5 protein-coding genes and 1 pseudogene are annotated in these 13,020 nt (G+C 45.2%); all 6 read left to right on the top strand.

Annotated features, from left to right (window positions below; translation table 11 throughout):
• Positions 1-16 precede the first annotated feature (16 nt).
• Positions 17-648 (top strand): annotated as a pseudogene (locus ABDD95_RS23135) (6-phosphogluconolactonase); the annotation flags it as partial.
• Between the two features lie 308 nt (positions 649-956).
• Entirely contained in the window at positions 957-6,200 is a 5,244-nt protein-coding gene (locus tag ABDD95_RS23130; protein WP_345949738.1) for an IPT/TIG domain-containing protein, read from the top strand.
• Positions 6,197-6,889, top strand: coding sequence for a hypothetical protein (locus ABDD95_RS23125; RefSeq protein ID WP_345949737.1), 693 nt, complete (start codon positions 6,197-6,199; stop codon positions 6,887-6,889). Before ABDD95_RS23130 ends, ABDD95_RS23125 begins: the two co-directional genes overlap by 4 nt.
• 461 nt (positions 6,890-7,350) lie before the next feature.
• Entirely contained in the window at positions 7,351-9,192 is a 1,842-nt protein-coding gene (locus ABDD95_RS23120; RefSeq protein WP_345949736.1) for a glycoside hydrolase family 97 catalytic domain-containing protein, read from the top strand.
• Positions 9,193-9,401: 209 nt separating this feature from the next.
• A complete protein-coding gene (locus tag ABDD95_RS23115) occupies positions 9,402-10,007 on the top strand; it encodes an RNA polymerase sigma-70 factor (RefSeq protein ID WP_345949735.1) in 606 nt (201 codons plus the stop codon).
• Positions 10,008-10,607: 600 nt separating this feature from the next.
• A complete protein-coding gene (galB, locus tag ABDD95_RS23110; RefSeq protein WP_345949734.1) occupies positions 10,608-13,019 on the top strand; it encodes a beta-galactosidase GalB in 2,412 nt (803 codons plus the stop codon).
• Position 13,020: the final 1 nt, after the last annotated feature.

The raw sequence follows: 13,020 nt of genomic DNA, 5'->3' as shown, positions 1-13,020 counted from the left end.
ATATATATACACGTTTATGTTACGACTAAACCTCCTTGAAGAGACGCGATTTGAAAAGCTTCCCGTTAAAGTATTTGCCACTCCATCCGACGCCAGCTTCGTGGTTGCCCGGCGAATTGCAGACATCATTATTGAAAAGCAGCAAAAAATGAAACTGCTGTTTTAGGCCTGGCGACAGGAGCAACTCCCGTAGGCGTTTACAGCGAGTTAATACGGTTACACAAGGATGAGGGCTTGAGTTTTCGCAATGTCGTTACATTTAACCTGGATGAGTATTACCCTATGCAACCCGATGCCGAACAAAGTTATGTTCGGTTTATGAACGAGCAGTTGTTTAATCACATTGATATCAATCGTGAAAACATTCATATTCCGGACGGAACACTTTCCAAGGAACTGATAGAGTTGTTTTGCCTTTAGTATGAATATAAAATCAGCGCCGTTGGCGGAATTGACATACAGTTATTAGGTATTGGACGAACCAGCCATATTGGGTTCAACGAACCTGGTTCTGGCCCTAATTCCGGCACCCGGCTCGTCAATTTAGCTGACCTCACGAGGCGGGATGCGGCAAAAGATTTTGGCGGAAAGGAGAATGTGCCGGTGAAAGCCATTGCCATGGGTATAGGTACGATATTCAAGGCAAGGCGATCGCCGGAGCACGCTTAGCCAGTGTGCGGATACAGAAATTAATTTCCAGAATTTACCATTTTACGACCGGACTAAGTCATAGAAAAGCGTTTCCTACGAAGAGGTATTCTTCAAACCATGCGGTAAACCTTGCCTCCCGGCTTAGTATAATCGGAAACAAGTCTTTGATGCCTTGTTTACATACTCATTACTTGCTAAAAGAGTATTATAATAGCCTTTTATATTATAACTGGGCATGTTTTCAAAAAAAACATTTATTTTTATAAGCTTAATAGTCTCTTTCCTCGTATTATATCTGTATTCCCTTGAAAATAGTATTCTTTGCAGCGTTAGTCTGCCTGTTTACCCTTGCTTTACCCAGGACCTACGCACAAAGCTGGCAGCCTCTTGGCCCTAACGAGAAAGAGCAGCTTTATCCTGGAGCGTCCGGTCATATGGATATGAAACTTAAAGAAGGTATCCCGTATGTGGCTATGAGTATAAACAAAGGTGTTGTGGTAAGACGCCCCATTGCAACTGGCCGCGGATGGGAACAGGTGGGTAACTATGTAGTTAATACGCAATTCGAAAGTCCTACGTTAATAAACATCGAAATTAATAAGGATATTATTTATGTGGCTTATGTGAATATAGGAACAGTATATATCAAAAAGCTATTGCCAGGTGCGAGCGTATGGGAAACGGTTGGAGCAGATGCGCTACCGAGCGGACAAATTGGACACCTGTCCATGGTATTTAATGATGATGTTCCATATGTAATATTTCAGAATGCACTAGCCGGCACCAAATTGACTGTAATGCGGCTGAATGCTGCCGGAACCGGTTGGGAAAACGTCGGTAACGCTTCTTTTACACAAGGTAAAGCGTATTACCCATCTCTGGCCTTTTATAATCATGTACCGTATGTCGCTTATGAAGATGTAGGTATATCCACGAGGGTAATGCTGATGCGCCTTAACGCCACAGGTACCAACTGGGAGACATTGGCTTCTACTGAGACAAATGTTGGCTCGGTTAATTTCACTTCCCTTGCCTTTAAGGGATCAATACCTTGTGTAGCTTACGCTAATGGAAACCAGGCGAGCAAGGCAACGGTTATTCAGTATAACGTAGCCTCAAAAGCTTTTGAGCCTTTAGGTCAGTCAAATTTCTCACAGGGTGCCGCTTCCGAAATTGTGCTTAAAGAGAATGGTGGTACTGTCTACATTGCGTATACCGATCTGAGCCAGGACAGCAAGCTAACGGTCATGAAACTGAGCCCAAATGCGACAAACTGGACACTGGCCGGCAACGCTGCCTTCACCGCCGGCAATACCGACCAGATTTCACTGGAATTTGCTGGAAACAAACCGGTATTAACCTACCGGGATTATGGGTTTCTGAACCGCGCTAAAATTGCGCAATTGAATGATTCAGGTACAAAATGGGAACTGGCAAGTACATCTGGCTTTACGCCGGGAAGTGCCCGCAGTATGAAACTGGTCAATGACGGTACCCGCCCTTATTTGGCCTACACTGATCAAAGCAATAACCAGCGTCTGGCCGTTAGGCGGTATAATAAAACCTCTGGAAGCTGGGAGAGCGCCGGACCATCTGTAATTTCCACCAATGCTGTTAGCAACATGGATGTTGCCATGAACGGCACGCAAGCCTATGTTGTTTATGGGGATGGTGCAGCGGGAAATAAAGCAACCGTTAAAAAGCTTAACGCGGCAGGCGACAATTGGGAGACGGTAGGAAGTCCGGGCTTTTCAGGCGCAGTTACTCCAGATGCCAAGATAGCACTGGCATTCAACGGGACAACTCCTTATATCGCTCACGCCGATTATAATAACTCCGGTAAAGGTACGGTTATGCGCCTTAACGACGCTGGTACGACATGGCAGGTTGTCGGCAAGCCGAACTTTACGACTGTACAAGCCAAAGACATGGCGATGGCGATCGAACAAGGCACTCCCTACATCGCTTATTATGATAGATCTACGTCAAAGGCCATCATTACGCGGCTGAATACCGCTGGTACGGATTGGGAAACTGTAGCGGAGGTGCCGTTTAATACAGGTGAAGTGGTGACCGTTTCGGCGCTGGTTTTTAATCAGTCCGCTATGTATCTGCTGTGCAGGCGGTCGTCATACTTGGCTTTATACCAGTTTAACGCCGCTAAGACCACCTGGACACCGGTGGGGAAAAATGCAATAACTGGCTATATCAGTGCAGACGATGAGGCTATAACATTTTTGGGTACCACGCCTTATATTTCTTACATTAATGATCTTGGCGATAAGCAAAATGTGGTCAGGCCCAACCTGGCTGGCACCGATTGGGAGACTGTAGGACCGTCTACGGGCATCTCTGAAACCGCGATTCTGAATACAGCCTTGACAAGTATTGGTGATGAACTAATTGTAGCCTATGAAAGTGGGGGAGCATTCGCACAATCGTTTAAAGTGTCTGCCGCTATCACAGCAGCGCAGCCCTTGAGTGCCGGTACCGGTAAAACAGTGACGCTTACCGGTCGTAATTTTACTGGCGCTACAGCGGTTTCGTTTGGCGGAACACCGGCAGCTTCATTCAAAGTTGTATCGCCAACCACCATCACTGCAGTAACAGGAAGCGGGGCTTCTGGTGATATCCAGGTGATATCGCCTGCTGGTACTGCTATATTCAGCGGTTTCGAATTTGTTCCGGCTCCGGGTATCACGTCCTTCTCCCCAGCATCAGGTGCGTCTGGTACTAAAGTAACGCTTACAGGCAGTAACTTTACCAATGCCAGCCAGGTAACCTTGGGTGGGTATCCAGTGGCGTTATTCAGTGTCGAATCTCCAACGTCTATTACCGCTGTTGCAAGCGACAAAGGTGGTACGGGTTCCTTTGTGGTAACAACATCCGGAGGTACAGCTATATCGCAGCGGCTGTTTATTTACAGTTATCCGCCTACTGTCACTGCAGCTAACTTGATGAGCGCCAAAACCGGCGCCACCGTCACGCTTACCGGTACCAACTTGTCTACAGTAACTGCTGTGAGTTTTGGCGGGGTACCAGCTGCATCTTTTAAAATTGTTTCGGCAACCAGCCTAACAGCGGTTGTCGGGGAAGGAGCTTCAGGGGAGATCTCGGTAACCAGCCCCGGTGGTACCGCAGTGCTGGCGAGTTTTACTTACCTTTCTGAAAAGCCAACCATTACCTCCTTAAGCGAAAATAAGGGTAGCTATGGAACTACGATCAGCATTAAAGGTGCCAACTTTACAGGCACAACCACCGTTAGTTTTGGTGGCACGGCAGTACAATCCTATACAGTAGTTAGTCCTGAACTGATAACAGCGGTGCTGGGCAACGGGGCAAACGGGGAAGTCAAGGTTATTACCCCTAAAGGCACCGCAATTTTGGATGGCTTTACATTTATAGCCGCGCCGGTTATTCAATCGTTTACACCGGTTACTGCTGCTGCCGGCACGCCGGTAACCATAAACGGTCTTAACTTCAGTGGGACGACCACAGTACAATTTGGTGGTATTGCGGCAGCATCTTACCAGGTTGTCTCATCCGAAAAGATTACAGCAGTGATAGGTACCGGCAAGACAGGTGAGGTAACGGTCAGCACGCCTTTAGGCCAGGCCTCATTAAAAGGTTTTGTATTCCTGGACGCGCCAGTAATCAGTTCGTTTACACCGGCAAATGCTAAAAAAGGGACAGTGGTTACGATAACCGGTACCAATTTGCGTAGCACAACAGCCGTAACATTTGGCGGGCGGGTTGCTGCTTCGTTCCAGGCTCTTTCCGAAACCAGCCTGACCGCTGTAGTTGGAGAGGGTGCAAGTGGTGCTGTCGAGGTAAGTAGCCCAACCGGTAAAGCCAGCGCTTTGGGCTTCACCTATATTCAGCCACCAGGTATCACCTCGTTTTCGCCAGCCAATGCAGGAGCCGGTGCGCTGGTAACGCTTACCGGTACCAACTTCTTGGGTACAACCGGCATACAATTTGGTGGTGTGCCGGTAGCCTCTTTTACGGTTAATTCATCCACGAGCATTACAGCAACCGTCGGTTCTGGAGGCACTGGTTCTGTAAATGTAATTACACCGGGCGGTGAAGCTGTACTCAGCGGCTTCAGGTTTATTCCACAACCTGTCATCCAATCGTTCACACCATCAAACGCTAAAAGTGGGGAGACCGTATCCATCCTCGGTACGAACCTGGAGGGTGCAACTGTAGTAGCTTTTGGCGGGACACCCGCTGCTTCCTACAACGTGGTTTCTTCAACTTTGATCACTGCTACCGTCGCCAACGGCGGATCGGGAACTATTTCATTGCGTACGCCGGGCGGCTCCGCAACTAAAGACGGCTTTATTTTCAATCCCCCGCCACGGGTGGTTTCCTTCTCACCCAAAACGGCCGGACCCGGAAGCCAGGTGCTAATCAGCGGCGAAAACTTCACCGGTGCCACCGAGGTTTCTTTAGGAGGTACACCAGCCGCAAGTTTCCGCATTATTTCGTCGACTGCTATCTCGGCCCAGGTGCCACTTACGTCGCTCAACAACGGAGCAGTGAGGGTAACAACGTCTTACGGCTCGGGTGTTACGGATGGATTCCGTTACATTCCGCAACCGGTACTGACCCCTGATGGGCCGACCACCTTTGTCAAAGGAGGGAAGGTGACACTGCGGGCAAGCGATGGTCAGGGTTATGTATACCAGTGGTACCGTGATGGCATCGCTATTGCTGGTCAAAACAGCACTGCATATACAGTTACCGAGAGCGGTACCTACATGGCTAAATTAACGGTTGACGGTTATTCAACCCAAACAGAACCGGTTCTGGTGGAAGCGCAGTATGTGTTGCCGGCTAGTAACTTCAGGGTATCGGCTACCAGCGCCAGTTGTAAAGGTCAGGCCAACGGTGCCATTGACGTTACCGCGGAACAACCGCTGCGATACACCGCCACGTTAACTGGTAACGGATTAAACCGGACCTATCCGTTCACCCAGCAGTTGACCATCCCAGCATTGGGTGCCGGAAGTTATAACGTATGTATCACGGTAGCAGGGGAGGCGGGCTATCAACAGTGTTTTGAACTTAAGGTAACCGAACCTAAAGATTTAGCGGTATATACTTTATTTAACAGAGAGAACAATACAGTGAGTATTGATCTGCAAGGCGGCACTGAGTATGCATTAACGTTAAACGGCGCGGTCTACTATACTTCTGGTAATACGATCAGCCTGCCTTTGTCCAGAGGGAGCAACCGGTTACTCGTAAGTACCAATCAACCATGCCAGGGCACGGTTGAAAGAATGCTAAATTACTCTGGCAATCAGACTCCCTATCCTAATCCAGTAGAGCGTACATTGTATGTGAACCTGGGGGAGGTAAATGTTCCCTCTTCAGAAATCCGAATCTACTCCACAACCAACGGGCGCCTTGTTTGGAGTAGTAGATATGTGAATGCATCCGGCGTGGTCGAACTTGATCTCTCTGCCGTGAGCCCAGGTATTTACTCCATGCAGCTTTTGCAGGGTAAAGAAAAGGCTGCTTTTAAAATTGTTAAGAAATGAAAAAACTGATTTTATTGATAGGGTACGCTTTGTTGTTTGCGGGTTGCGGAGGCGGTAAAGATGTGCCGGAAGCTGTGCTGCCACCTGGGAAAGCTGCCCTGCTCTTTCCGGCCAAAGATGAATTGTGCACACAAGGCACGGTGCTGTCGCCCACGCAAAGTGCCATTACCTTTAAATGGAACGCTGCCGACCATGCTACAAGCTATGAGGTGAGTGTTAAAAATTTACTAACCCAAACGCTGACCTCGCAAAGCACCACAGCTACCTCACTTGCCTTAACATTGCAGCGAAATACGCCCTACTCATGGACGGTAATCTCCCGGTCTTCACAAAGTGACAGTATCAGGAGGAGTGATAGCTGGAAGTTTTATAACGCAGGACCTGGTACGACAAATTATGCACCCTTTCCGGCAGAATTGTTGATCCCGGCATTGGGGCAAACGGTTGTTGCTTCAAATGGCAAGATTAAGCTGGACTGGTCAGGCAATGACGTTGATGGCGATATCGTTAATTATGATGTATACCTGGGAACCAAGAGCGATCCGGCAGTATGGGTAAAAGATATTAAAGATAGTGAATTGAACAGCATAGATGTGGTTTCCGGACAACGTTACTTCTGGAAGATTGTAAGCCATGATGCTTCAGGAAACACGTCCTATTCAGACATCTTTCAGTTCACGGTACGGTAGAGGAAAAGCCTATGCTGGCAAGCTGAGGCGCTTTAACAGGAATAAACCTATTGATTGTCAGGTGACAAAAATAAGGTGCTAAGTGTTCGATCTTGGTCCGCTTCCTTCTACCCAAGTAAGTAAAAGCCTCAAATTGATAAGATTTGGGACTTTTCCGTTTATCATTATATCTGTTTGAGGTATAGTGGTAGGTACACAAAAATCCTTAAAGGTGCACTTAATTTATCTTTGTAACTAATACTTCTAACCACAAAGTTAGCATCGCGGCATCACATTGTACACTTCGTTCAAGGTAGTACATAAAAACAGGGTATCCATAATAGTCATGATAATTTTGTTTATGGGTTAGTTAGGTTGGTATAAAAATATAATTACTAATTATTTATATTTTGCCATCCTTAAAAAAACCGAGCCAAATTATGAGATGTTCCGTTTGTAATTCACTAATATTTACCTGGTTGATGATTTTGCTTACAACAAATATTCAAGCGCAAAACAAGGTATGGTCACAATTACGCTCACCCAATAAGCTCACCGCCGTTCAACTGGCTACCAATGGAAAGGGGGAGCTTTTGTATAAAATGGATTTTAAAGGCAAGGCGGTAATTGAATGGTCAAACCTGGGGCTGGAAACCGACGAGCCTAATATGGCCAACCACATTGCAGTAGCCGCACAGGTTACCCAGCACCATCATGAGCGTTTTGCCTGGCCGTTGGGTGAAGATGCGGTTATTGATAATGACTATAATGAAACCATAATTCATTGTCAGTCATCCAATGCAAAATTTGAAGTTTACCTCCGCTTATACAATGGTAGCCTGGCTTTTAAGTATGTTTATCCAAATGCAGGTAACAAAACCGTAAGTGTCAAAAAAGAGCTCACTACTTTTAATTTGGCATCCCCATATAAAATTTACCAGTACCACGAAGAATCTACTTTTAACGCCCTGCCGGTAGATTCACTTCCCGGCATCAGTGATTTACCCTCTACCTTGGTTAATCAGAACCGCAGCCTGTACTTGAGCATTGGCGAGGCCGAGAACTTAAATTTTACCAAAAGCGTTTTGATTAAGGGCAGCCGACCTGGCAGTTTAGCTTTGACCTTTTACATGGATACGGTTTACCGCGACCAAAAAGTTCAGCACATTAAAAGAGACACCCTGCTTATTTTCAAAAACCAGCTCATTACCCCATGGCGCACGGTAAGTTGTTCTGAAACGGCTATTGGGCTGCACCAGTTCAGTCAGCTTGGTTTGAGGCTGGTTAAGCCACTTACAACGGCCGTACCGCAAAATATTAAACCGGGTAAGGTATTCAGGGTGCAAATCAATACCCAAAGCGGACTGGACGGCGTAGACTTCGCCCGCAAGATGAATTTTCAATACATTATGTTTGACGCGGGCTGGTATGGTCCGGAATATAAGAGCTCTTCCGATCCTACCCGCTGGATACCCGAACTAGACCTGCCCAAGGTACTGGCTCACGCTAAAGAAAACGGGATTGGCGTAATTCTATATGTTAATTATATAGCTTTAAAAGCTAAATTAGACACCATACTGCCTCTATACAAAAAGTGGGGCGTTAGCGGGTTAAAATTTGGCTTTATTGATGGTGGAACGCAGTGGGGGCTATCATGGTTAGACACGGCGGTAAAAAAGGTAAACGAATACGGCTTTGTGTTAAATATTCACGACCATTATAAACCCACCGGCCTGAGCAGACGCTATCCATACAATTTAAGCCAGGAAGGTATTCGTGGAGATGAAAACTCACCCGATGCTTACCACAATACCGTTTTACCTTTTACAAGGTTTTTAGCCGGCCCAGCCGATTTTACATTTTGTTTCCCTAACCCATCCAATAGCTATAGCAAAAACATTAAAGTAAGTAAGGCGCAGCAACTCGCTTTAACCGTCGTATACTTTGATCCTTTGCAGTCTATTTTCTGGTACGGCAGATCAAATGAGTACACCAATGATCGGGAGATTGAATTTTTTAAATATGTACCCACAGTTTGGGACGAATCGCACTATGTAGCTGGCGAGATAGGCGAACATATTACGGTAGCCCGCAGAAAAGAAGACGTTTGGTTTGTAGGAACTGCCGCCGGCTTCTCGCCCATTCAGCAAACGCTTAAACTTGACTTTCTGAAAAAGAATCAAGCCTATTTGGCTACTATCTACAGCGACGACGCTAATCAAAGTATCGGCAAACGTACCGTTAACGTGAAATGGAATGATACCCTTCCGTTAAACATTAATGCCAAAGGTGGACAGGCCATCATTATACGCCCTGCAAATTAGGAAGCGATTATGCGATTGAAAGCTTATTAGACTGATCTTAACGTAATGAGGAGGTCAGAAGTTTTTCTTTTGCTTTAACTATTAGTTTTCAAGGAAAGTTAGAATAATGGCTATTCACATTAGATAATTTTTTCACTTTGTATTAACAATCTTTAATAATTCATTATTATTGAAAACCATTATATTAACCTAATTGAAGCTCTTTTTTTATGCCGAACACGGCTTACATATTGATTAATGAAGCGGAACTGTTTCTAAAGCTATCTCAGGGTGACGAAAGCGCGTTTGAAAGCATTTACCGTCACTATGTAAAAAGGCTGGGTCCTTTTGTAGATAGGATGATACGTTGCCCCGAATTGGCCGAAGAGGTTGTGCAGGATATATTTGTTCAACTTTGGGTAAACCGTCATTTATTATCCGATGTAAGGCAACCTGCTGCCTATTTATTCAATATGGCATCTAATAAAACTTTGGATTATATCAGGAAAATTGCCAATAATGACAAGTTGATGCAAAAGGTGGCCGGACAGTCTTCTGAATTAATTTATGATACCGAAGAGCGGATAAATTATAATGAAAGCCTGAAACTCATTGAAGAAGCCACCGCTGTGCTCCCCAACCAGCGCCGCTTGATTTATATTTTAAGTAGAAATGAGGGCCTTTCTCATGAGCAAATTGCTGATAAGCTCAATATCTCTAAAAGCACCGTCAAAAATCAATTGGTTAAGGCCCTGAAATCAATCAAAAGTTACTTGCAAGAACACTCCACTGATTTATGTGTTGCAGTTTTCATCATCATAAATTTTAAAGATTAAATATTTTTAATTGCAGTAGTCCATACTGCTTTAATAATCGTCTTTACTATAACTGGCAAATAACAGAAAGAAGTTATCGCCCGGTGTTCCAATTGTAAATTTTGATCGGTCTTTATTAAACTGTTTGTTTTAAGTGAAGCTGATGGATACCGTGCCTGTAACAAATTGATACAGGCTATAACCGTAACCATTTAGCAAAACTTTTACTGATTACATGATTAAAGGCGAAATAAATAGATGGATGAATTACTATTTCCCTACTTAAGCAAATTAAAAAAGTTGGCGTATGGCAAAGCTTGTATTGGAAGTGCAGGTTGCCTGAATGCCACCTTTTTGCTGTGAAAAATCTTTAGTCAACAAATTGAGCAAAACTAAATTACATCGAATGAACTACCACTACTCCGTTCTATAACAGTTGTTCGGGGGTTATTACGTATAACACCTGCCGGCAGGAGCTTTCCTGTACCTCAACAATTATAAGCTGCCTTAAGCAATAGAAACTCATTATACCAACGCACTAAATGGTGCAGGAGGCTTTGGTGGCTGTTGTTTTAATTCAGAAATCACATATTCTTATCTGTCAACCATTTAACTATATTCATGAAAAAGATAGCATTAATCTTTTTTATTATACTTAACAGCATTTATTTAAAAGCTCAACGGCAACCATCCGACATAAATTTTAATCACAACTGGCAATTTAAACTGGGTGAACAAAACGGTGCCGAGCTGCAAAATTACAACGCGTCGGCCTGGCGTTTGCTAACAGTGCCGCACGATTGGAGCATAGAAGGCGATTTTAGTAAAAATCATCCGGTCGGCCCTGACGGCGGTGCGCTTCCAGGCGGCATAGGCTGGTATCGAAAAACGTTCAACGTTCCCGTTTCCTACAAGGATAAAAAGGTTTATATTGATTTTGACGGCGTTTATTGCCGCAGTACTATTTGGATCAACGGTCACAAACTGGGTTATCGGCCCAATGGTTTCATTTCGTTTAGGTATGATTTAACGCCTTACTTAAACTTTGATAAATCAAATGTAATCAGTGTAAAAGTTGATAATTCGCAGCAGCCTAATTCCAGGTGGTATTCTGGCTCAGGCATTTACCGCAATGTGTGGCTGGTAGTTCAAAATCAAACAGCGATTGATCACTGGGGCAGTTTTGTAACCAGCAAGGATGTTGACAACGCCATGGCAAGCGTTAATTTGAACCTTACGGTAGCTAATTATAACCTGGCGGCTAAAGAAGTAACGGTTGTTTCTACGATCCTGAATGCAGAGCAAAAAGTAGTAGCCACTGCACGTAGTAAGGTGGCATTGCAAACAACCCGCAGCCAGGTTTCGCAATCCTTCAAGGTCACCAATCCGCAGTTATGGTCGGTTGAGCGGCCTTACCTATACACCGTTATAAGCCGTATTGAAAACGCAAAAGGTGTATTAAGCCAGTACACTACCCCTTTGGGCATAAGGTATTTTAAATTCGATTCAAAAAAAGGATTCTACCTTAATGGAAAACCGCTCAAAATATTAGGTGTATGCAATCATCATGATTTAGGTGCATTAGGAGCCGCTTTTAACGTTCGTGCTGCCGAACGGCAGCTGGAACTGCTCAGGGCTATGGGTTGCAACGCCATCCGAACATCGCATAATCCGCCTGCCCCTGAACTGCTCGACCTGGCCGACCGCATGGGCTTTTTAATTATGGATGAAGCATTTGACATGTGGGAGAAAGAGAAAATTAAATACGATTATCACCTGAGCTTTAAAGAATGGCATGAGCGTGATTTACAAGATCAGATTTTGCGCGACCGGAACCATCCCAGCGTATTTTGCTGGAGTATTGGCAACGAAATACCGGAGCAGCGCATGCCCCAAGGTAGTGCTATAGCCAGAAGGCTCAGGGAGATTGTCAATAAATTAGACACTACCCGTTTGGTAACCACCGCCAACAATTTTCCCGATACGGCCAATTACATCGTTAAATCGGGTGCTGTTGATTTGGTAGGTTACAATTACAATCACAAAACGTTCGAGAACTTTCCGGTTGATTTCCCCGGCAAGCTATTTATCGCTACCGAAACCACATCGGCCCTGCAAACCCGCGGGGTGTACGATATGCCGTCGGATAGTGTGCGGCGTTGGCCCTATAAAGTTATTGACGGTAAAGAAGTTCGTATACCCATGAACGAAGATTTAACTTGTTCGGCTTACGATAATGTAGCTTCCACATGGGGTTCAACGCACGAAGAAACCTGGAAACTGATTAAAAAGTACGATTACTTATCTGGCCTTTTTATTTGGACCGGCTTTGATTACCTGGGCGAACCTACACCTTATACCTGGCCGGCCCGTAGTTCTTATTTTGGCATACTGGATTTGGCCGGTTTTCCAAAAGACGTTTACTACCTGTACCAAAGTGAATGGACCAATAAGCAGGTGCTCCACATTTTTCCGCACTGGAACTGGAAAAACGGTGAAACGCACGATATTTGGGCTTATTACAACAACGCCGACGAAGTGGAGCTGTTTTTAAACGGTAAATCGGTTGGCGTCAGAAAAAAGCAGGGTGATGATTTGCACGTGATGTGGAAGTTGAAATTCACACCTGGCGTACTCAAAGCAGTAGCCAGAAAAAACGGGAAGGTTATAGCCACCAAAGAAGTTAAAACCGCTGGTCAGCCAGCCCATATCGAATTAATAGCCGACCGTAGCCGCATAAAAGCCAATCAAACCGATCTTTCTTTTATCACCGTTAGGGTAACTGATAAAGACGGTACAGTGGTGCCCGATGCTGCCAACGGAATCAAGTTTTCGGTAAAAGGGCCAGGCAAGATTGCGGGTGTGGATAATGGCAATCCCACCAGCCATCTGTCGATGAAGGGCAGCTACATGAAAGCTTTTCATGGCTTATCATTAGTCATGCTGCAAAGTACACAACAGGCCGGCAATGTTACGCTAACAGCAACTTCGCCCGGATTAACAACAGCTACCCTAACTATTACCACACGCTAGC

Source organism: Mucilaginibacter sp. PAMB04274 (assembly GCF_039634385.2).
Taxonomy (GTDB): Bacteria; Bacteroidota; Bacteroidia; order Sphingobacteriales; family Sphingobacteriaceae; genus Mucilaginibacter.
Note: the sequence above shows the minus strand (reverse complement) of the source record. Positions and strands in the feature narration are given on the sequence as shown.

Bases quoted from the DNA above. Each gene is read 5' to 3' on its own strand.
- ABDD95_RS23125 (WP_345949737.1), top strand. From the start codon at position 6,197: ATGAAAAAACTGATTTTATTGATAGGGTACGCTTTGTTGTTTGCGGGT.
- ABDD95_RS23120 (WP_345949736.1), top strand. From the start codon at position 7,351: ATGATTTTGCTTACAACAAATATTCAAGCGCAAAACAAGGTATGGTCA.
- ABDD95_RS23115 (WP_345949735.1), top strand. From the start codon at position 9,402: ATGCCGAACACGGCTTACATATTGATTAATGAAGCGGAACTGTTTCTA.
- galB (WP_345949734.1), top strand. From the start codon at position 10,608: ATGAAAAAGATAGCATTAATCTTTTTTATTATACTTAACAGCATTTAT.